At 65.6% G+C, this 21,250-nt stretch carries 16 protein-coding genes; 8 read left to right on the forward strand and 8 right to left on the reverse strand.

Translation table 11 applies throughout. The features are described from left to right. Nucleotides 1–20: 20 nt before the first annotated feature. Nucleotides 21–2,222, reverse strand: a complete 2,202-nt coding sequence (locus ABZ942_RS00370; RefSeq protein ID WP_357377497.1) for an MMPL family transporter — start codon at nucleotides 2,220–2,222, stop codon at nucleotides 21–23. A 268-nt stretch (nucleotides 2,223–2,490) separates the two neighbouring features. Then, the gene (locus ABZ942_RS00375) at nucleotides 2,491–3,105 is read right to left on the reverse strand and encodes a helix-turn-helix domain-containing protein (protein ID WP_357377499.1); all 615 of its coding nucleotides are present in this window, start codon (nucleotides 3,103–3,105) and stop codon (nucleotides 2,491–2,493) included. Nucleotides 3,106–3,945: 840 nt separating this feature from the next. Between ABZ942_RS00375 and ABZ942_RS00380 the strand changes: the two genes are divergently transcribed. Next, nucleotides 3,946–4,752 (forward strand): BTAD domain-containing putative transcriptional regulator, encoded by an 807-nt coding sequence (locus ABZ942_RS00380; protein WP_357377501.1) that lies wholly within the window; start codon nucleotides 3,946–3,948, stop codon nucleotides 4,750–4,752. 104 nt (nucleotides 4,753–4,856) lie between these two features. Here ABZ942_RS00380 and ABZ942_RS00385 read toward each other — a convergent pair whose 3' ends face one another. After that, nucleotides 4,857–5,732, reverse strand: a complete 876-nt coding sequence (locus ABZ942_RS00385) for an LLM class F420-dependent oxidoreductase (protein WP_357377503.1) — start codon at nucleotides 5,730–5,732, stop codon at nucleotides 4,857–4,859. Between the two features lie 196 nt (nucleotides 5,733–5,928). Between ABZ942_RS00385 and ABZ942_RS00390 the strand changes: the two genes are divergently transcribed. Then, entirely contained in the window at nucleotides 5,929–6,483 is a 555-nt protein-coding gene (locus ABZ942_RS00390; protein WP_357377505.1) for a hypothetical protein, read from the forward strand. A 37-nt stretch (nucleotides 6,484–6,520) separates the two neighbouring features. On the opposite strand, the gene ABZ942_RS00395 is transcribed toward ABZ942_RS00390, so the two are convergent. Beyond that, entirely contained in the window at nucleotides 6,521–7,978 is a 1,458-nt protein-coding gene (locus ABZ942_RS00395) for a M20/M25/M40 family metallo-hydrolase (RefSeq protein WP_357377507.1), read from the reverse strand. A 259-nt stretch (nucleotides 7,979–8,237) separates the two neighbouring features. Here ABZ942_RS00395 and ABZ942_RS00400 point away from each other — a divergent pair, with 259 nt between their 5' ends. Beyond that, on the forward strand, nucleotides 8,238–9,170 hold the full coding sequence (locus ABZ942_RS00400) for an alpha/beta hydrolase (protein WP_357377509.1): 933 nt from the start codon (nucleotides 8,238–8,240) through the stop codon (nucleotides 9,168–9,170). A 4-nt stretch (nucleotides 9,171–9,174) separates the two neighbouring features. On the opposite strand, the gene ABZ942_RS00405 is transcribed toward ABZ942_RS00400, so the two are convergent. The 4 genes from ABZ942_RS00405 to ABZ942_RS00420 form a co-directional block, all read right to left on the reverse strand. Continuing rightward, on the reverse strand, nucleotides 9,175–10,608 hold the full coding sequence (locus ABZ942_RS00405; protein ID WP_357377511.1) for a serine/threonine-protein kinase: 1,434 nt from the start codon (nucleotides 10,606–10,608) through the stop codon (nucleotides 9,175–9,177). Between the two features lie 95 nt (nucleotides 10,609–10,703). Further along, entirely contained in the window at nucleotides 10,704–12,965 is a 2,262-nt protein-coding gene (locus ABZ942_RS00410) for a TIM-barrel domain-containing protein (protein ID WP_357377513.1), read from the reverse strand. 121 nt (nucleotides 12,966–13,086) lie between these two features. Next, nucleotides 13,087–13,866, reverse strand: a complete 780-nt coding sequence (locus ABZ942_RS00415) for a lactonase family protein (protein ID WP_357379305.1) — start codon at nucleotides 13,864–13,866, stop codon at nucleotides 13,087–13,089. Continuing rightward, the gene (locus ABZ942_RS00420) at nucleotides 13,796–14,230 is read right to left on the reverse strand and encodes a beta-propeller fold lactonase family protein (RefSeq protein ID WP_357377515.1); all 435 of its coding nucleotides are present in this window, start codon (nucleotides 14,228–14,230) and stop codon (nucleotides 13,796–13,798) included. The genes ABZ942_RS00415 and ABZ942_RS00420 overlap by 71 nt, the downstream gene beginning before the upstream one ends. Nucleotides 14,231–14,634: 404 nt before the next feature. On the opposite strand from ABZ942_RS00420, the gene ABZ942_RS00425 reads away from it, so the two are divergent. The 5 genes from ABZ942_RS00425 to ABZ942_RS00445 all read left to right on the forward strand — a co-directional run bounded on the left by ABZ942_RS00425 (nucleotide 14,635) and on the right by ABZ942_RS00445 (nucleotide 21,250). Continuing rightward, nucleotides 14,635–14,793, forward strand: a complete 159-nt coding sequence (locus ABZ942_RS00425; protein WP_357377517.1) for a hypothetical protein — start codon at nucleotides 14,635–14,637, stop codon at nucleotides 14,791–14,793. A gap of 179 nt (nucleotides 14,794–14,972) precedes the next feature. Continuing rightward, nucleotides 14,973–16,853, forward strand: a complete 1,881-nt coding sequence (locus ABZ942_RS00430) for a cutinase family protein (protein ID WP_357377519.1) — start codon at nucleotides 14,973–14,975, stop codon at nucleotides 16,851–16,853. Nucleotides 16,854–16,900: 47 nt separating this feature from the next. After that, nucleotides 16,901–17,830, forward strand: a complete 930-nt coding sequence (locus ABZ942_RS00435; RefSeq protein ID WP_357377521.1) for a carbon-nitrogen hydrolase family protein — start codon at nucleotides 16,901–16,903, stop codon at nucleotides 17,828–17,830. An 83-nt stretch (nucleotides 17,831–17,913) separates the two neighbouring features. Then, nucleotides 17,914–18,375: a hypothetical protein gene (locus tag ABZ942_RS00440; RefSeq protein WP_357377523.1), complete on the forward strand. Its 462-nt coding sequence runs from the start codon at nucleotides 17,914–17,916 to the stop codon at nucleotides 18,373–18,375. A gap of 79 nt (nucleotides 18,376–18,454) precedes the next feature. Continuing rightward, nucleotides 18,455–21,250: a PQQ-binding-like beta-propeller repeat protein gene (locus ABZ942_RS00445; protein WP_357377525.1), complete on the forward strand. Its 2,796-nt coding sequence runs from the start codon at nucleotides 18,455–18,457 to the stop codon at nucleotides 21,248–21,250.

Below are 21,250 nucleotides of genomic sequence, written 5' to 3' on the forward strand. Positions count from 1 at the left end.
GAGATGTCCTTTCGACATGTTCAATCCGGGATCATTGCTTTCTCGACGCGCGGAGATTCGATCGCGGCGCGATCATTTCCTTCGCGCAATCCGTAACGCTCATACCAGCGCCGCAGCCACTCGGGCGCCCACCAATTCGCGCGACCGAGCAGCGCCATCAAACCGGGGACCAGTAGTACCCGGATAACGAAGGCGTCGACGATCACGCTCACCATCAGCCCGATGCCCAAGGCGCGCATGAACGCAACCTCACTGGCCGAGATCCCGATGAAGACGATGACCATGACGGTCGCGGCCGCGGTGACGATCCGGCCGGTGCGGGCGAGCCCCAGCGCGACGGCACGAGCGTTGTCCGCTCGCGTTCGCGCGGACCCGGCCCACTCCTCCTGAATCCGGGAGAGCACGAAAACGGCGTAGTCCATGGACAACGCGTACGCGATGCAGGCGAGCAGCAGCGGCACGATGGCGCCGATATGCCCGGTGGTCAGCGTGCCGAGACCGCCGAGATGGCCGTCCTGGAAGATCCACACCATCACCCCGCAGGCGGCGGTCAGCGATATGGCGTTGGTGAACAGGACCTTCAGCGGGATGATCAGGCTACCGGTCATCATGAAGGTGAGAATCAGGGTGATCGCGATAATGATCGCGAGCACCAGCGGGATGCGATCGGTGATTCCGCGAATGTTGTCGATATTGCGCTGGGTCATGCCACCGTAAAGCGTCTTCGTCGGTGCCGGAACGGATTTGAGCGCGGCCAACTGCGTTTGCCCGGCATCCGAGAACGGATCCCGGTCGGACGAGACGGTCAGATAGGCGGCGTCGCCCTTCAACGCCGAGTCGAACGTCGCCGCGCTGATCACCCGGCCGTGCTCGTAGATTCCGTTGGGGCCGGCCACCCGCAGGACGCCGTCCACGTTCGACAACGCCATCGCATAGTTGGTCACGTCGGCCGGGGATTTCACGCCGGAAGGCAGGACGACCTGTGCGGTGCCCGCGTAGTCCTGCGCGAAATTCGAGCGCAGTATTTCGCCCGCCGCACGTGACGTTGTCGAATCCGGCAATTGGCGGTCGTCCGGGTACGCGAGTTTCACGCCGAGAAATGGCAGGCCGAGCAGTAGCAGGGCGATCAGGCAGGCACCGACGACCGGAACGGGCTTGCGGGTCGCGAACGCGGCGATCCGGTACCAGGCCGACTGCTCGTCGGGGACGGCGGTTCGTTCCGCGCGCCGTCGGACGAGTCGGCGGATATCGAGCGAATCGATGCGCTTGCCGAGCAACACGATCAGCGCCGGCGCCAGCACCAACGAGCCGACCAGTGACAACAGCACGGCGGCCACGCCGCCATAGGCCAGCGACCGCAGCAGATAGTGCGGGAATACGGCCATGGCCGACAGGGTCAGGGCCATGGTCAACGCCGAATAGGTGACCGTCCGTCCAGCGGTGTTCATGGTGACGATCAGGGCGCGCTGCATGGTCGCGCCCTGCGCTATCTCTTCGCGATAGCGGTTGACGATGAACAACGTGTAGTCGACCGCGAGCGCCACACCCAAGGCCGTGCCGATATTGGTCGCGAACACCGACACGTTGGTGAACGCGTACAGCTGCCACAGCACCGCCGTGGTGCCGGCGACCGCGAACAGTGCGACCGCGAGTGGCAGCAGCGCGGCCACCGCGCTGCCGAAGATCCAGACCAGCGCCAGAAAGGTGACCGGGGTGACGATGGCCTCGAATTTGACCAGATCCCAACGGGATTGCCGCTCGATGTCGCTGTAGGCCATGGCGGGTCCGCCCGCCGCGACGGTGACGCCGTTCGCGTCGTGCGGGACCGAGTCCGCCAGCTGCCTCGCCCGGCCGGGGGCGTACTTGTCGCCGCCGGTGATGCGCGCGACGACCAGGCCGGTGCGCCGATCGGAGCCGGCCAGCGGGGCGGCCAGCTGCTGCTGCGGAGTCGTCCAATAGGAGAGGATCTGCTTGGCGTAGGGCGATCCGCGCAAGGCCGAAACGATCGCTTCGCCGCGGTCCCTGGCCGCCGGGCTGTCGACGCCGGCTTCGGCGGTCACCGTGAAGACGATCGGCATGCCGCCCGCGTCGAAACGGTCGTTGAGCACCTGCTCCGCCCGCATCGACTCGGACACCGGCACATCGAACCCGCCGGCGGGCAGGCCGGTCAGGGCGGGTGCCGCCATGATCACCGCGCCGACGCCGAGGACCAGTCCGACCACAGCGATTGTCCGAGGAGCGCGTAGCGCGAGCCGAGCCAGAGCTGTTAGTAGCACCACCGGAGGCCCTCCCACCATTCACCGAGGCAACCGAGAGTCGACAGACTCTCGGTATCTACCATACTTCAAGTCGCTCACCTGTCAATGGTCGGCTACGGCCCGTGTGCGGTGGTGCCGCGCTCCCGTTTCGTGCTGAGCGCACAAGAAAACCGCAGGTCGAGACCATCCTCAACCTGCGGCGCTCTGATGAAATGTGGTGGCGGGGCTCCTGCTACGCGCTCGGATCAACGCGCAGACCGCGAAGCATGCTGAGCGCGACGAACTCGACATTCTGCGAGGCGGAATCGGGATCATCGGCGAGCGTGATCAGCATCGAGGCCTCCGCCAGCATGCGGAACACCATCTGCGCGGCCGTCTCGATGTCGACCGGTCGCAGCTCGCCGAGTCCGGCTACCGCCTCGAGCAGGGCCCGGATCATCGGCAGCGCGAGTTCGGAGTTCAGGGTGCGGGCGCGCTCCTGGCCGAGGACGCTGGTGGCCTGACGTAGTAGCGCGCGGGTGCTCTCGTCGGCGGCGTAGGCCTGCAGGGCTGTGCGCGCAGCCAGTTCGGCGACCTCCCACGGCCCGAGGCCGGGTTTGATGACGGCTTCGGCCACCACATCGAAGACGGCCTTCTCCGCCGCCGCGTAGACCTCGGCGAAGACCTGCTGCTTGTCCTGGAAGTGGTGGTAGACGGCACCCTTGCTGAGCTGGGATTCGCGCGCGATGTCATCGACCGACGTCGCGTCGAAGCCGCGCGCCACGAACAACTCTTTCGCTGCGTCGAGGATCGCCGTCCTCGTCAGCGCCGCATACATGTCGCGCCTGCTCGCCCTGACCTCGCTCACAATAGCCAGCATACGTAACCGACTCATGGTCGGTCTACGACCAACAGCCGGTATGTGAGTGATCGCATGGTTGCTCGGCTTGTTTCGGAACCGTCGTGAACGAGGATGCTTCGGCTTTGCCGAACACTGGTGTTCGTGGTTGCTGGCACCGTGGGATGTTATGGCGGGTTCTGCTATTCGGACCGGCGACGCCGCCATGAGGTCGCCGCCGTCCCGAGCGGTTCGAGCCGCTGGCGGGCGCCTCGGCAGCATCGGCTCGGCGCGACCTTCCCTTCGCACGCTGGGTGAATCGGCGCAGCGGCGAGTTCTGCATGTTGACGTCGTTCGATGTCCGTTTCGGGTAATGCGTAAGTTTCCGTAGCATTTCGTCCGGATATGTGAAAGCTAATCGTCAGTTAGCTCGCTTGTTTGCTGGAAAGAATGCTTTTCAAACGCCATCCCTGTAGTGCTTCGACTAACTCGGGATATCGAATTCAATATTGACATAACCATTCCGTAATGATAGAATCTCGGGTTGTTATGTGTGTCTCATACTGACTGGCTGGTTCGCCTTCTTCGGGGCAAGTGGACCGCCGATCGAGACGAAGGATGAGGGGGCGAATCTATGATGCCCAAGTGATGAATCCATGATGTCCGGGTGATTTAATGGCGAGTGTGTCCAATCCACCGCCGCCCCCGAAACTAGTGGCTCGGGATTTACCGGCGAATCGGCGGATACTCGGTGCGGACCGGCGTCCGCGTCGGTCGCACGAAGATGTCGTAACTCTATCTGGGAGCGTGGGCATTGCTGGTGACATGCGTTGTTTTCCAGCCACCTCGCCGAGGGGAAGACTGGAACCGATGTCAAGAATCGAATTTAGAATTCTCGGTCCAACGCAACTGATCATCGACGGTGTGCAGGTAGCGGTACCGGGTCGTAAGCTGCAGGCCATCTTCGCCGTCCTCGCGCTGCGCGCGGGCGCCGAGGTGCGTCGTGACGAGCTGATCGAGGAACTGAATCTGCTTCGTTCCACCGAGAATGCGGCGAATACCCTGCATGCGCACATGGCGCGGCTGCGCCGCTGGTTGCACCGCCATGTCGGCGACGCCACCGTGCTCGAATCGACCTCGGCGGGATACCAACTCGGGGTGCCGCGGTCGGCGGTGGACGCGCACCGGTTCGTGACGCACCTGGAACAGGCGATGAGCCTGGCCCCGTTGGTTCCCTCCGTCGTCGCGGCAATTCTGGAGGAGGGGCTCGGTCTGTGGCGTGGCGATGCGTTGTCGGATGTTGCGGACGGACCGCTCGCGGCCGCGGCAGCTGATGATCTGCATCAGCTGCGCAGAACGGCCCGCGAAATACTGCTCGACGCGTGGATCATGCTGGGTGAGGACCGACGGGTCATCATGAATGCGAAACGCTTTATCGGCGACAATCCGCTGAACGAGCGAATGCGGGTCCAGCTGATGACAGCGCTGCACCGGGCCGGCCGGCATGCGGAAGCTGTCGAGGCGTACAAATCGGCGGAACGAGTCCTGCGTGAGGAGCTGGGTGTCGGCCCGGGCGATGGGCTCCGCGAGGCGTTCGCAAGTACTATTCGGAATTCGTCGAAGCGGAATTCGCGGTTATACCATTCCGAGTATCTGACGAACTCTGCGGAATTGTGACTCGAACGGTTCGGCCCGCGCTCTCCAGCGCGGCCCGTCAGCACCTGACCTTCGCCGTCGGGTACATTTCGGGCCGCGTCGCGAATACGTAGTGCGGGCGGTCGTCAGCCGAGTTCGGCGAGCTGCGCAACCGCCGGCGCCATGCTGTCGATCCACCCGGCGGGCGATCCGGTGGTCGGGGTGATGATGACGGCGTGCACGCCGAGCTTCGCGTAATCGGCCATGCTGCGGACGAATTCGTCGCGGGTGTCCGGCGTCGGCCGTGGATTGTTGGCCATGATGGTGATCCGGAGTTCGTTGAAATCCCGGCCGACATCGTCGCAATGCCGACGCAGCACGTCCAGCTTGTGTTCGATATCCGCGGGCGCGCTGCCGAAGAGGTTGCACGCGTCGCCGTACTGCGCGACCAGCCGCAGCGTCTTGCGCTCGCCGCTGCCGCCGATGAGGATCTTGGGCCGGTTGATCGGCTGCGGCGAGCAGAGCGTCTCGGCCAGCTGATAGTGCTTGCCCTCGAACGGTCCGTTGTTCGCCGGATCCCACATCTGCAGGCAGATGCGCAGCGCCTCCTCCAGCCGCTCGAACCGTGCGGCGATCGGCGGGTACGGCACGCCGAGCCCGAGGTGCTCGCGCTCGAACCAGGCTGCACCGATGCCGAGCGCGGCGCGGCCGCCGGAGAGCACGTCGAGCGTGGTGACGATCTTGGCGAGCAGGCCGGGATGGCGATAGGTCACGCCGGTGACGAGCAGGCCGAGTTGGATGTTCGAGGTGTGCGCGGCCAGGAACCCGAGCGTGGTGTAGCCCTCGAGCATGTTCGACTCGGCGGGCCGCCCGGTCGGCTCGATCTGGAAGTAGTGGTCCATGAACGACAACCAGGTCGCGCCGGACGCCTCGGCCGCGGCACCCACCCTGGCCAGCTCGCCGGCGATCGCCGGCGTGCCACCGTCGATGTCGAATATCGGAATATGAAAACCGAGTTCCATTGAACGATCCCCTCGTGTGTGGGCGACTCAGAGTCCCCACGCTACGACCTGGAGTGCACTCCAAGTCAAGGGTGGCCGCGAGCCGCCGACGCCGCACATCTCCCACGGTTGCGCGAGCGACGAATGTACGTTCGTAGCAGTTCCTAATCTTTGGGAGCCGGTCGACGAGGAAGTAGGTGCGATGCACTGGGACCAGATGACCGCCACACCGGACGAACTACGCGAGCATGCGAACCGAGTGCGTCGCGCCGCCGGCCAGCTCGGCATGCTCGAGTCGATCATCAACGCGGCCGACGGCCCGTGGCTCGGCGCGATGGATGCCGACGGGCGTGGCGCGGCGGAGCTGAAGATGCATCTCGCCGGGCGTTACCGCCTGACCGCCGTCGTGACGACCGCCGGAAAGCTCAGCCATGTGCAGATGAACGCGCCGGCCGACGGCCTCGCCGGTGAGCGGGTGCTGTCCGCGAAGACGGCGGTCCGGCGCGGCTGGGACGCCACCGAGGAGATGCCCAAGCAGCCGGACTGGCTCGACTACGTGGTGGCGTGGGTGAGCAAGGCCAGCGGCGACGTCGACCGCCGCGGCGTCATCGAATGGCGCCTGTCCGGCGCGGACCAGAAGCTGGCCGCCATGAACGACACCATCGACAGCATGCGCGCCAGCCTCGTGGAACGCGAACAGCTGCGCGACGAACTCGCCGCCGAGGTCGTCGCGCTGCGGACCGAACTCGAATCCCTGGACCAGCCGGCGTGACTCGCCGCGCCCGGTGGGCGCGGCGGCCGCCTGAAAACTACGTGGACAGTTGTTTGACGAGGCGGTAGAGGAATTCGCGGCTGGCATCCAGGCCCGCGATCGGTGCCCGTTCGTTCACGCCGTGGATACGACCGGCGTCGGCGCTCACCATGAACAGCCCGCTGACGCCGTACATCGGAATCCCTTTGCTGCGTGCGTATTTGCTGTCGGTGGCGCCGGTGGACATGAACGAGCTCACGGCGGCGGTGGGGAACAGTTCCTTCGTCAGCGACGTGACGGCGGCCATGACGTCGCCATTGGTGGGTGAGATGCCGCCCGCCGGATCCACTTTGGGAGTGATGGTCAGCTTGCTGTCGGCGAGGGCCGCCGTCAATTGCTTGTCGATATCCTCGGGTTTGTCCTGGGGGAGGATTCGGCAATTGATCGTCGCGTTGGCCGTTTGCGGCAACGCGTTTTCGGCTTCCCCGGCCTTCAGCATGGTGGTCACGCAGGTGGTCCGAAGTTGGGCGTTGTATTCGGGATTGGCCGAGAGCCGATCCACCGCCTCCGGGCTCGGGTTGCCTGCGGCGACCGCGCGCATATCGTCGCCCTCCGGGCCGGTGCGGCCCGCAGCGAGCGCGGCGAAGTTGTCGCGGGTCGGGTCGCTGAGTGAGGACGGAAACCGGTACGCGGCAAGACGATTCAGCGCGGCGGTCAGGGTGTAGATGGCATTGTCGGGCGTCGGCACCGAGCTGTGCCCGCCCGCCGCCTTGGCTTCGACCTGATAGGTGACGTAGGTCTTCTCGGCCACCTGCACGCCCTGCAGGCTCGGCTTGCCGTCGACCAGCAGCGCCCTACCGCCTTCGTTCAGGCCGTACTCCGCGTTCATCAGGTCGAATTTGTTGTCCATCAACCATTTTGCGCCGTTGTCCGTCCCGGCTTCCTCGTCGGAGGTCAGCGCAAGCACGATGTCGCGGTTGGGCTTGAACCCTTCGCGCTTCAGTTGGATCAGGCCGGAAACGAGGGCGGCCACCATGGATTTGTCGTCGATCGAACCCCGGGCGGCATAGAAGCCGTCTGTCTCGGTGAGCTGGTACGGGTCGGTGTGCCAGCCGTCCTCGCGCTTGGCCTCGACGACATCGAGATGTCCCAAGAGCAGCAACGGTTTACGTTGTCCGGATCCGGTGAAGCGCAGGACGAGGTCGCCTTTGCGTTGCACCGGCTCGAATATCTGCATATCGGCTTCGGCGAAGCCTGCGTCGAGCAGGCGCTGCTTCATCGCGTTCGCGGCGACCGTCGTACTGCCGGTCGAGTGCGAGGTATCGGTTTCCACCAATTGCTTGTATATGTCGTGGAACAGCGTCGTATTGTCTTGTGCCGGAACGCTCGACGAGCTCGGCGTGGAGCTCGTCTCGTTCTTCGAGGCAGTGGAGTTGCAGGCTGTTGCGGTGAGCGCCGCGATAAGTCCCAAGGCGGCCACCGAAATGAGCGGATTGCGGCGACTGATATTAGACACGCTAATAATTTAACACGATGGGCGGCGGCTTGTCCGCGTGTTTGCTTGACTGGCCGCCGAATTTATCCCACAGTGATCTCGCTTCCGCGACCGTCGAGTCGCGTTCCCTTGTTTACATTCTTTGGAAACGAGAGGTGAGAGTTTGCGTACCGAACGATTCGGCGGGGGTTGGCCGACGAAAGTCGTCCGTGCACTTGGCGCTGTCTTTCTATCGGCAACTGTCCTGGCCGGTTCAGCGATCGGCACTGCTCCGGCTGCCATGGCCGAAGATGGTTTCGCACCAGGCGATGTGCCGTTGAGCCGGTATGCCGAACCCGGCCCGTACGAGACGGCACAAACCACAGCGACGCACAACTGCGATTCCTCGCCGTACGGCTCGACCATCAACAACACCTGGCGATTCTGGGGTAATCAGTCGGAACTGCAGTGCACGAATATATTTCCGTCGGGAACGGATTCACCGGTCGGTGTCACCTTCTACTACCCGAAGGACATCGCGAACATGGATCGGCTTCCGGTGCTCGTCTACTCGCCGGGCACCGGTCAGGAACCCGGGTATTACGACTGGAGCCTGCGCTTCTGGGCCAGCTACGGATATGTGATCGCGACACCGTACGACCTGCTCAATTCGACCCCGGAAATGGGTCTCGGTGGCGTACAGGCACTGTCGAATGCCGACAAGAATCCGGACAGCCCGATGTTCGGCAAGGTGGATCTGAGTCGTGTCATCTTCGCCGGCCACTCCGGCGGCGGCGGCGCGACCCAACTCAATGCGAGCCTGCCGCCTGACGTGTGGCACATGATCGATCCGGATGTGCGGATCATCGGCGCGGTGCCCACCGAGCCGTCGCCTTACGCGCTCGGCATTCTGCTCAACGTGCCTGCCCTCTATCTCACCGGCTGCAACGACGCCATCGTCTGGCACTGGTACTACCCCATGTGGACCCAATACCACACCGCCATAACAGTTCCGGCGTATCTGGCGTGTATTCGAGGCGGCACCCATATCACCCCGATGGATGATCCCGCGCACAACCCGTTCGCCCCCATCACCTTGGCGTGGATGCAGTATCTCGCCAAGGGAGACAAGGACGCGGCCAGGTACTTCGTCGGTGCCCACTGGACGCTGCCCGGTGATCCCGGCGTGGAATACGTGATGCGAAACGCGTTGGCCGACAGTCTCCCTGAATAACGCCTTACCGACGTCTGGAGCCGGTGGCCCGCAACCAGCGGGCCGTCGGCTTGGACAGCGTGAATATCAGCGTCAGCAACAGCAATACCAATCCCACGGCCATCGTCCAGCCGGTGGTGCCATTCGGGCTGTCGTACTTGAAACGGACCGGCACCAGGCTCGCCAGATAGCCGAGGCACCCCAAAACCACCAGCACCCGCCCGAACCGCTTACGCGCGAGCAGCAGCAGCGCGCCACCGAGCAGCAGTACTGCCGCAGCTGCTGCGGCGACCCCCACGGCGGCATAGGGCGCGATGTGTAGGTCCCGAAACTCGATGAGGGCGCGAACGACCCGTACCCGCGGGTTCGCCACCAGCGCCGCGACGACGCAGGCGAGCAGAAACGCGAGCATGACCGCACCCATCGCGCTGCCTCGACCACTCGCCGGTACCGGCCGGGCAGCTGATTCAGGGGCGGGTTGGGCAACAGGTGTCGGAGCACGCTTGGCAGCAGGCACCGGCGCAGGCTTGGCGGCAGGTGCCGGAGTCGGTGTGGCTTGCCGACCCTGGCCGTTCTGGTTCAACGCCGTCGGCGCTATCCGGTTGGGCGGTGCGGTTATTCGGGCCGGAGCCGCTCGGCCGTGCAGCGCATCCCACGCCACCGAGGTGAACTCGCGACAGCTGCCGAACCGTTCGTCGCGCCGCTTGGCCATCGCCTTGGCGATCACCTCGTCCAGTGCGGGCGGTGCATCGGGCCGCACGGAACTGAGTCGCGGCACCGGTTTACTGATATGTCCGGCGACGACCTGCCCGGGATTGGTCGCCGCGAACGGCGCGTGCCCCGCCAGCAGCGTGAACAAAGTGCACGCCAGCGAGTATTGATCCGAGCGGTGATCGACCGGCTCGCCGGAGAGCTGCTCCGGCGAGGCGTACGCGAGGGTGGCGTTGAACGTTCCACTCACGGTGAGCTGGGTGTTCGAGTCGAGCAGGCGGGCGATGCCGAAATCGGTCAGCACCGCCCGTTCCGCGCGACCGGTGTCCGGCGACGACAGCAGGATGTTCGCCGGTTTGATATCGCGGTGCAGCACGCCGCGGCTGTGCGCGTAATCGAGCGCCGCCCCGGTCTCGGAGACGATGCGCAGCGCCCGGTCGATCGGCACGTCCCGCGGATTCAACCGGGCGGCATCGGAGCCATGGATGTACTGCATGGCGATCCACAGGTGCCCGTCGTGTGTGCCACGATCGTGAATGCCGACGATGCCCGGATGATCCAGCCGCGCGACGACATTGGCCTCCTGCTCGAACCGCCGCCGCAATTCTGGTTCCGCCGAGACCTCGCGATTGAGCAGTTTGAGGGCGACCTGGCGCGGCAACCGCGGATGCTGTGCCAAATACACGGTGCCCATCCCGCCCCGGCCGAGCACGCCCTCGATGAGGTAGTCCGCGAATGACTCGTTCACTCCGAGTTGCACCACGCCTACCCCTAACTCCCTTCGAGCACGACAATCCGAGGAGGAGTTAACCACCCTCACTCCGAACACGCACCCTCCGCTAATCAGCGCAGTGTCACCGACTGACTGTTCGCCGCAGCGATCGGATCGGTTTTGACGTGCACGACGCCGCCGCGATCCTGCGGGTCGAACCACCATCCGTTGGGTGCGCGATCGAGGTCGGCGCGGCTGGCGCGTTGGGTCAGTGGACCGGCGGCGGTCTGTACCGCCTTCGGGGCCGAACCGGCGTGCACGGTGAGTTCGTAGCGCCGGGCGGCGGGCTTGCCCGGATACGAGCCCGTGCTGGCGCCGATGGTCACCTCGGTCGAACCGGAGGCCGAGCGCACGGCGAAGTTCTGCGAAGCTTGTTCGCCGTGCTGGTAGCCCCGGGTGACCCCGTCGTCCTCGACCAGCGTGAAGTTGCCCGCGGCCTGCGGGTAGACGTCCAGATCCAGCACGCTCTTGTCGCGGGTCTGCCATGACTGGGTGCCCTCGGCCCACATCGGCACCACCGCGCCCGCGCGCACGAACAGTGGCAGCGTGTCCAGCGGCGCGCGATAGTCGTTCACCGTGGTCGGCCCAGTCCAGCTGCGGCCGCTCCAATAGTCGATCCAAGTGCCCTCCGGCAGGTAGATGCCGTCACGCTTTTCGGCGTCGTTGTACACCGGCGCGACGAGAAAGTCCTTCCCGGAAAGGAATTCGTAGCGCGCCTGGTCGCCCCAGGTCGCGGGATCCTTCGGGTACTCCAGCGCGAGCGGCCGAACCTGGCCGACGCCGGTACGATTCGCCTCGACCGAGTACGAATACGTGTAGGGCAGCAGTCTTTCCTTGAGCTGCAAGTACTTTCGGTTGATCGAGGTGTAGGGCTCGCCGTAGCGCCACGGCTGCTTGTCGTTGGGCGCCCAGCCGTCCATCGACATGATGGTGGGCAGGAAGGCCTTCCACTGCAGGTCGCGGGTGTAGGTGCGCGGACTGCCGCCGAAGATGCCGTCGACATCGCCGCTGTTGTAGGCGATGCCGGACATCGTCGAACCCGCGTAGGTGGGAATCTGCCAGCGGACGTAGTCGTAGCTGCCGGACTGGTCGCCGCTCCACAACACCGCACAGCGTTGCGCGCCGGCCCAACTCACCGGCGTCCAGACGAAACCTCGGGCGTCGCTGTTGTCCTCGATGCCGCGGTGCGCGCTGTCGCAGCCGTCCAAGGCGAACTGATATCCGGGGCCGACCCAGGCCACGTCCAACTTACGAACGCGCACACCGGCTTTGACCTCATCTGCCTGATGCGGCAGCCCGTTCTCGGTCCACAACCCGAGCTGCATGTTGTCCTTGCGCAGCCCCTCGCCGACCTGCGGCAGATTCTCGTATCCGCAGCCATAGCCGTCATTGACCAGCATCCAGCCGTTCGGCATCTGGTTGCGCACATAACCGTCGGCGATGCCGACCGCGTCCAGGGTGTGCCGCTCACCGCGATTGGCGTTGTGCAGATAGCAGTCGGAGTCGCCCATCTCCAGCCCGTAGATCGGCGGCAGGAACGGCCTGCCGACCAGCGCGGTGTAGGCGGAGATCACCGACTTGGGGCCGTCGCCGACGACGTAGATCGCGTCGAAGCGGCGTTCCTCGTGCGTGGTGCGTGCCGGATCGGTGAAGGCGTAGTTGCCCGGCGCGAAGGTGTTGCGCAGCACGCCATATCCGTTGCTGGACAGGTAGAACGGCTGTGAGTTCGGCGCGCCGCCGTCGTTCCAGTTGTCGTCGGCGAAGATCTTGACGGTCTGGTCGCGGTGGCTGAACCGCCCGTTCTGTTCGCCGCCGCCGAAGAACTGCTCGTGCTGGCCCCGGCCGAGGCTCTGCGTTGTCGCGGTTTTGGTCCAGGACAGCGGCGCGGTCTCGGCCCATATCTGCTTGGTGTCGGCACCGTCGTAGAGCGCGAAGCGCAGCGGAGTCTTGTACGCGCGCAAGGTGACACCGGAGGTGGCGATGGCCCAGTAGTCGCCCTTGTCGGTTCGGTGCGCGGCGGCGGGTGGCAGCTTGGTCGGCAGGACGATCTTGTCGCGGGCCGGGTCGGTGAACTTGCCGTCGGGCGCCAGCTGCACGCGCACCGCGCCGGAGTTGGGGAAGCTCACCCGGACCGTGGCCGCGCCGGAGTGCATGGTGGTCGTCACGCCGTCGTCGGCGATGGCGCTGAGATTGCCGAGCCGACCGGCGTCCGCCTCGGCCAGGGCGGTGGGCGCGGCGACCACGCTGCCCGCCACGATCAGCAAACCCAGCGTGATGTGCGTGATCCTGCGTAGGTCGATCACTCCGCCGTAACTGCGATGGGTGTGATTCATGACCAAGTAGAACCACACCCGGCCGCCCATCTCGACTGGGCGCACAACTGGGGACCGATCGGCCAGGCGCGTCAGGCGAGGTGGAATCCGTTGTGCGCGAAGGTGACTCGCGGACCGACCGTTACTCGAACAGCACGCAGGTGGCCGCCGGTGCGTTCAGCGTGGCCGACGGCGCGGCGGGCAGGCCGGTGGTGGGATCGAGGTCGAGCCAGGCCACCGAGTTCGACTTCTGATTGGCCGCGTACAGCCGCCGGCCATCCGGGCTCAGCGTCAGATCGCGGGGGAACTTTCCGCCGCACGGTGTGGTGCCCATCGGTACCAGCAATCCGCCGACAATGGCGAAGGTCGCGACGTTGTCGTGACCGCGGTTGGCGAGGTAGAGGAACCGGCCGTCCTTGGCGACCACCGGCGCGGACGGGTAGTTCCGATCGCCGCCGCTGTTCAGGTCCGCGGGCAGCGATTGCCCGGCGCGGAGTTCGCCGCGGTCCGCCTGCCAATCGAGCACCGTCACTGTGGAATTCAGCTCGTTGGCCAGAAACGCGTTGCGGCCGTTGGGATGGAAGGTCAGGTGCCGTGGTCCGCTGCCGGGCGTCATCGCGACCTGCGCGTGCTGATTCAGCTTGCCTCGGGCCAGTTCGTAGACGTAGATCGAGTCGACGCCCAAATCCACCACCAGCACCCAGCGTCCGGAGGGATCGATCGACACCTGATGTGCATGCGGTGCGGACTGGCGGTCCGGGTCAGGTCCGGTGCCGGTGTGCTGGACGACATCGGTGACCGCGCCGAGTCGTCCGTCGTCGGCCACGGCGAGCACGCTGACGCTGCCCGACTCATAGTTCGCGGTCAGCACGTAACGACCATCCGGGGTGACGCACAGGTGCGTGGGCGCATTGCCTTGCACTGCAACCGTGTTCAATACAGTCGGCTGGGGCGCGCACGTCGATCGCGGTGGCTGTGCCCGCGCCCGAGCCTTCGTTCACCGCGTACAGGTAACGCCGGTCCGGCGAGAACGCCAGGAAGGACGGATCGGCAACGTCCACAGTGCTTTCCACGGTCAGCCGACCGGTGCCGGGATCGACGGTGGCGACACTGATACCGGAACCGCCTGCGCCACTGGAGGTATAGGAACCCAGGAACGCGCGAGTCCCATTCGCCGCGCCCGCGAGCACCGGACGTAGGACTCCGGTCGCCACCGCGACACCGACGCCCGCCGCGCCCCCCATTATCCCGAGCAGACGCCGTCGTCCGAGTTCACCATCGCGCACGGTTTTCTCCTTCCCTCCCGCGGCCGGTCCCGCGTTCGGGTCAGGATGTCGTACGTCACACCAGTCCGCAAGTGGCGCAATTGATATTGCATAGTCTGCAATACGGCTCGTTCGCCGTTGCAAGGGGCGGGCAATCTTCGGCCGGTCGCCACGAAAAAGCCTCATCAGCGTTCCCCAGTCCGCAGTGGGGAGATCAGAAAACCTGCCGGTCCGCCACCGGCATTCGCCCCGAATGGTGCACGGCGGTCCAACTTCCCCAGTTGACCGTCTGGACGCGGCGGGGATCCCAGGGGAATCTTGTGGCTGCCAACATCCCATAGTCACGGCACCTGAGCTCAGGTGCTGCTCGGTGTAATACTGTTACAAGACAGGCGGTTTGAGACATGTCGACTCTCCTCAGCGTTATGGACACCGTTAATTACATTGCCGCCGGTACCGGCTCCAGCGATGCGGGCGATTCGCTCAGTGGCGGTGGGTCATCGACCGGATCGCTCGGCACCGGGCTGGATATCGCCAAGGTGGCCCTGAAACTGCTCAGCTTGCTTGTCGGCAATCTGTCCTGACCGGTAATTCGCGATATTCAGCGCGGCGCCAACGGTCGCCGCGCTGAATATGCGTGAGCAGTGCCAAGGAAATTCCGCGCGATACCTCCTCGCCCGCTTCCCCCGTTGTTCTCCGGTCGAATCGGCCGACTCCGCCGTTCGGCGCTGAGCGGTCGACCGAGCTCGGTAGTGAGGTTCCGATGTCAGTCCTGCATTCGTCCAATCGCTACGTGGTGGCGACGATGATGGCCATCGGGGTGGCCGTCGCCTCCGCTACCGTCGCCGCTCCGGCCCTCGCGCACGCGGCGCCGGCCGACTGCGCCGAGACGTTCAATCTGTTCATCCCTGGCACCTGGGAGACCAACGAAAACGCCGATCCCGCACAGCCGATCGGCATGCTCCGGCCGATCGCCGAGGCGATCCAGCGGCAGCAGGGCCCCAAATCCGACATCTACTTCACGCCGTACATGGCCCGTGCCTTCGACAACGGTCACACCTACGCGGACAGCAAGAACACCGCGCTGGTCAATGCCCGCAAGGCGCTGCGCGACTACGACAGGCGTTGTCCCGCCGCCAAATTCACGATCACCGGCTACAGCCAGGGCGCGGACGCCGCGGGCGATGTCGCCGCCGAGATCGGCAACGACCGCGGACCCGTGCCACCGGAGCGGGTCTTGGCCGTCGGCCTCATCGCCGACCCCGCCGCAGGCACCAAGGGCGAAACGGTCGTCGGCCCGCACACCGCGGGCTCGGGGATCGCCGATCCCCGGCCGGCGGGCATGGGCAAGCTCACCGGCCGAGTCAGCTCGATCTGCGACCCGGGCGACCTGTATTGCTCGATCAAGAAGGGCGACAACCCGTTACTCGGGAAGCTCGGCTCGCTCCTGAGCAAGGTGCTCGGCAACTCCAGCATGGCCAAGACGCTGACGGCGAATGTCACCAAGGCCGACCTCCCTGGTCTGGCCGGTGCCGTCGACGAGCTGTCCACCAGCCTCACCGCGCCAGGCGGCATCAACCTGACCCGCGTCCGCGACACCGCGGCAAAGCTGGAGGTCACCCTCAAAGCGCTTGCCGGTCTGCAAGATTCCAGCGCTGCCGATCGATTGGCCGCTGCCCCGGCCGGATCCGCCGAGAACAATGCGGGCCAGGTGCTGTCCAAGGTCGAGGAGTCCGACCTGACCGGCGCCGCGACGGCGGTGAGCACGATCGCCGACACCGCGACCAGCCTGTTGAGCCGGGGAATTCGCACACTCCAGGTGAACTCGCCCGACGCGGCCACGCTGACGATCAAGATCAATGCACTGGTCGGGCAGGTCGCACCGCTGGCCGACCTGCCTGCGGCCCTGCTCGGCTCGGCGGCGAAGATCCTGGCGATGCTGAGACCGACTGTGCTGGTCGACCAGACGCTCGATGTCGTCGCCAACGTCACCGCGCTCGACTTCCGCGCGATCCTGGACAACCTCGCACTGCTGCCGCAGAAGGTGGCGGCGATGGACGCCCAGGGCGCCCATCAGGTCGCCGGTGCGCTGAACAATCAGTTCAAACCATTGGTCGACCTGGTCGCGAGCGCCGACCTGAAGTCGGTCGCACAGGTGCTGTCGACGGTGCCGAACTCGCAGGGCTACGTCCAGATCGCGACGTCGATGACCGCGATCCTGTCCAACGTCGATGTCATCCGGATGGCGACCCTCGTCGGCCAGATTCAGGAAATCGCGTGGTCCGTGCTGGAGAAACTGGCTCCGCCACCCGGGCATGCGGCCGACCCGGCCGGTGCGGCGGCCGTGCTGTCCGGGCTGCTGCCGGTCGGCCTCGAGCTGGCCTCGGTCGCGACCGGCCTGCTCACCAGCAACAACTCCCAGCACCTCGACCTCGACGACCTGAGCGGCGCACTCACCAAGGCCGCGCCGCCGACCCGAGGCCTCAACCTGCTCGCCCTCATTCGCGACGGCTTCAGCGCCGCAAGCTTTTTCGCCTCGAACGCACACATCAACTACGGTGCGCTCGTTGTCGACGACTCGGGTCGCAACGCCATCCAGTGGCTCGGTGACTGGATGAACGGGCAGATCGGCGAGGGCAATTGAAACCGGCAAAGCCCTTGTGCATTCGGCGATGTGGTTAGTGTCGGGTCATGCGAATTGCTGCGGCGCAGGCACGACCTGCCTGGCTCGATCCGACGGCCGGTACGAAGATTGTTGTCGACTACTTGACCCAGGCCGCGGCGGCGGGGGTGGATCTCGTCGCCTTTCCGGAGACCTTCCTGTCCGGCTACCCGATCTGGCTGGCGCGAACCGGCGGAGCCCGATTCGACAATCCGGCCCAAAAGGCCGCCTACGCTTACTATTTGGATGCGGCGGTCACTCTCGACGGCCCGCACCTCGCGACAGTACGCGAGGCGGTCGCCGACCTCGGCGTGTTCTGCTACCTCGGCATCACCGAGCGCGTTCGCGGCACCGTGTACTGCACCTTGGTCGCCATCGATCCGGCCCGCGGCGTGGTCAGCGCGCATCGCAAGCTGATGCCGACGCACGAGGAACGGATGGTCTGGGGGATCGGCGACGGGCACGGACTGCGCGCGCACGATGTCGGCGAGTTCCGGGTCGGCGGACTGTCCTGCTGGGAGAACTGGATGCCGCAGGCTCGGCACGCCCTGTATGCCGACGGCGCGACCCTGCACGTCTCCACCTGGCCGGGCTCGGTCCGAAACACCAGGGACATCACCCGGTTCGTCGCCATGGAAGGCCGGGTGTACTCGCTCGCGGTCGGCGCCGTGCTCGACTATGCCGACGTGCCAACCGATTTCCCATTCCGCGACGAACTTCTCGCGCTCGACAAGTCAGCGGGATACGACGGTGGGTCCGCCATCGCAGGCCCGAATGGCAGCTGGCTGATCGAACCGGTGATCGGCGAAGAGCGCCTTGTCATCGCCGATATAGATCCGGCCGAAGTGGCAAGGGAGCGGCAGAATTTCGACCCGACCGGTCATTACGCCCGCCCCGACGTATTCACGGTGACCGTGGATCGCCGGCGCCGGAATGCCGCGACCTTCGTGGAGGACTAGGGGCGTGTCTTCCGATAGCTCGAGCTATCCGTGGCAGTACCGTGAACCCGTCCAGCGGGTTTACCTCAACAGATGGGATTGCGATGCGTATTGGTCGTGTCCGAAATGCCACCCTCGTCGCAGGCAGCGCACTTCTTTTCAATGGCATATTGATAGGTGTTGCGCCCTTGGCACACGCGGTGACCACTCTCTCCATCGGTACCGAGGCCCGAGGCTTTGACGGTGGTGAGGGTGAAGAACCGCAAGTGATCACCGTAAGCGTCAAATACGCCTGTGACCCCGGTTCTGGGATCTCAAAAATCGGCATTACCGCAACCCAGGTCCCATTCCACGGAAGCGCGACTGGCAAGGGAAACCTGGGGAATCTGAACTGCGACGGCGCGATACACTCCGAGCTTGTTAAAGTCCGGTCCTCGGCCGAATGGGATACCGGCAAGGATGTTCGGATCAAGGCGTCACTCACCGACGCAGCCAATGAAACGGTCGGCTCCGCCACGTCCTCCGAGGATGCCACGATCTTCGCGTGTGGAAGCACCAATTGCTAGCCTGAACATCGGTGATACAGCGGGCGAACTGTAGCGAGAGTCGGTGTCGCGGCGGGTTTGTTCCAATAGAATTATTTCCGTGTGGAAATGTTTGATAGGTCTTTTCGTAATCCTGACCGTGATTGCCGCACCTGGTCCGGCGTACGCGGCGGACGCCTCGGTCGAGGCGCGGGGCACGGTATTCATCGACTTGAACGGCAACGGAATTCGTGACAGTGGCGAGCAAGGACTGGCAGGTGTCTCTGTCACCGATGGAGCGGTCTGGGCGACGACCGATATAGACGGCGGCTACCGGCTGCGGATCGATCCGGGTCGTCGGGAAACCGATCTGATCAACATCGTCTCCCCGGATGGGTACACCCCGGTACTGCGGGAAGACTCGGTGCCGCGCTACTTTCGCGCGCTCGACGAGGGCAAGCCCCGGCAGGACAACATCGACTTCGCCCTCGTCCCCGACAAGCGTGCGGCGGATCCGCGTGAACCGTGGCTGATGTTGTCCGACAGCGAAACCGACAATCGCAGCGACGCCTCCGCCGCAAGCACGCTGGCCCAGTGGACCGGCCAGGTCGAGGCAATGGCGCGGAACCGGGAAGCCACCGTCGCCATCGCGACCGGCGACATCACCGTCACCGATTACACCGCGCCCGAGCGTCGCCAAGGCAGCTACGACATCCTGCGCGCCGGCCTGACCAAGGGCCGCTTCGGTCGTCCGTTCTATCCGGTGATGGGCAACCACGACGCGGGCGGGACCGGAAAGACCACCGGATACGCCGCGAGCATGGAGATCTATCGGCGCAACATGGGACCGGAGTGGTACAGCTTCGACCGCAACGGCCGCCACCTCGTGGTGCTGGAGGACAACTACGACACCTCCGGTCTCGGCCCACAGCTGCAATGGCTGCGTGAGGATCTACGCCGCCATGCCACCGGCAAACAGGTTTTCGTTTTCGCGCATCGCTCGCTGTTCACCAAATGGGGCGCGGGACAAGCCATTCAGCCGATCGTCGACGAACTCGCCCGCTATGACGTGCGGATGTTCGCCGCGGGCCACAATCAGCAGACCGAGTTCCGCCGCGGCGCGTTCCGACGCTCGGTGGAGGTCAACAACATGGGTGCCACCTACGGCATCGACGGCGCGCGGCCCGGCTACCAGGTACTGGACTTCGCCGGCATCACCGACGATCCGGCGACGCCGGTGAACGAGGACACCGGTTACGTTTCCGGCACGCACCGGCAGTTCTTCGTGCGCGACCGCACGGCACTGGTCAGTCCCGCACCGGACAGCGCGCATCGGGCAGGCGTCGCCATCCCGGTCGACCTGTACGTCGAGGATGCCGGTCGGACTCCGGCTGGTGCTCAGGTCTTGGTGCGTGCTGAACGTGGCGGCGAGGTGTGGCGCGCGGATCTGCGCTTCGGCAGCACGCAAGCACCGCCCGGCTGGGTGAACTGCTACACCCCGCCGGGTGGGCGGGCCGAGTCGTGCCCGGCCGTCCGCGCCAATTGGGCGACCGCACACGGCAGCATTCCGTTTCTGCAGCCGGGGACCTACCGCGTCGAGGCGACCGCGACCGATACCGCGGGCGGGAAATGGCCCGCGATGCAGGGCGCGTTCCGCGTGCTGCCCGTCGGCTCGCCACCTGCGGCGGGTGCCGACTGGCTGCGCCAGGGCGGTACCGAATCAGGGGGATCCGCCGCGGCATCCGACCCGGGTGCGGTGCTGGACCAGCAGTGGTCGGCCAACACCGGCGAGCACTTCGGCCTCAACGGAGCCGCCGTGGCAGGCGACCTCGTGATCGTGACCGCCCAGGCCTTCGCCTCGCCCTACAACCAGGTGCTGGCCTACCACCGCGACACCGGCAGGGAGCTGTGGCGGACCTATCTGGACGGTGACGCCGAGTCCTTCCCGACCGTGCAGGGCGGCCGGGTATATCTCAGCACCGCGGTCGGCCGCGTCTACGCGCTCAACTCGCGCACCGGTGCCGTCGAATGGCAGACCATCGATGACGAGAACCGCACCGGAAAGACCGTGCGCCGGTATGGCCGGGCTGGCGGTCCGGTGAGCGTCTTCGACCTACCCGAGCAGCATCGCGCGGTCGCGGTCTACCAGGCGTACGACCAGATCGTCTGCCGGGACGCCGGGAGCGGGAAGCGGCTCGACGGTGGCTTCGCCGCACCCGCGGGCTGGGGCGAGTTGCACAGCACTGCCGTGCGCGGGTCGGACGCGAAAACCGCTTATCTGCAGTCGGGTTCGAGCCAGACGCTCATCGCGATGGACCTGACCACCTGCGGCCGCCGCTATTCCGTCGATACCGCGGGCGGACTGTTCAGCCACTCGTCTCCGGCGTTCACCGATGGAAACCGCCAAGTGATCACCATGACCGGTGGGGGTCTCAGCGGCCACGACCCGCGCGACGGGCGCGCACTGTGGCACGCGGACATCCCGGGCAGCGCTTGTGAACCGGGGCCGCCGCCGGTGACCAGTGCCGCCGTTCGCGGGCAGCTGGTCTATGTCGCGGCCATCGATGGCACCGTTCGTGCGTTCGACACCTCGGCGAGTAAACCGGCTGAACCCTTGTGGCAGACCGGAATCGGCTACCTGCCGGGCACCGGTCCGCTCGATGATCCCGCGCGGGTGGCGGCGGGGTGTACGGCCGCGCCCAACACGCCCGCGATGCACGCGCTGACCACCGAGACCGTGGTTTACGTCGGCACCTGGGACGGGCGGCTGGTTGTGCTCGACCGCAAGACCGGAAAAGTCCTGAGCCAGTACGACTTAGGTGGGTCGGTTGCCTCGGCGATGTCGGTGACGGGTGACTGGTTGTTCGTGCTCACCACGGACGGCACCGTGCACGCAATGGGTCGCCGCGCGGCCTGA

It is taken from the genome of Nocardia sp. NPDC046473, assembly GCF_040645995.1.
In the GTDB taxonomy this organism is placed as follows: domain Bacteria; phylum Actinomycetota; class Actinomycetes; order Mycobacteriales; family Mycobacteriaceae; genus Nocardia.

Bases quoted from the DNA above. Each gene is read 5' to 3' on its own strand.
- ABZ942_RS00380 (WP_357377501.1), top strand. From the start codon at position 3,946: ATGTCAAGAATCGAATTTAGAATTCTCGGTCCAACGCAACTGATCATC.
- ABZ942_RS00385 (WP_357377503.1), bottom strand. From the start codon at position 5,732: ATGGAACTCGGTTTTCATATTCCGATATTCGACATCGACGGTGGCACG.
- ABZ942_RS00390 (WP_357377505.1), top strand. From the start codon at position 5,929: ATGACCGCCACACCGGACGAACTACGCGAGCATGCGAACCGAGTGCGT.
- ABZ942_RS00400 (WP_357377509.1), top strand. From the start codon at position 8,238: ATGGCCGAAGATGGTTTCGCACCAGGCGATGTGCCGTTGAGCCGGTAT.
- ABZ942_RS00410 (WP_357377513.1), bottom strand. From the start codon at position 12,965: ATGAATCACACCCATCGCAGTTACGGCGGAGTGATCGACCTACGCAGG.
- ABZ942_RS00425 (WP_357377517.1), top strand. From the start codon at position 14,635: ATGGACACCGTTAATTACATTGCCGCCGGTACCGGCTCCAGCGATGCG.
- ABZ942_RS00430 (WP_357377519.1), top strand. From the start codon at position 14,973: ATGTCAGTCCTGCATTCGTCCAATCGCTACGTGGTGGCGACGATGATG.
- ABZ942_RS00435 (WP_357377521.1), top strand. From the start codon at position 16,901: ATGCGAATTGCTGCGGCGCAGGCACGACCTGCCTGGCTCGATCCGACG.
- ABZ942_RS00440 (WP_357377523.1), top strand. From the start codon at position 17,914: ATGCGTATTGGTCGTGTCCGAAATGCCACCCTCGTCGCAGGCAGCGCA.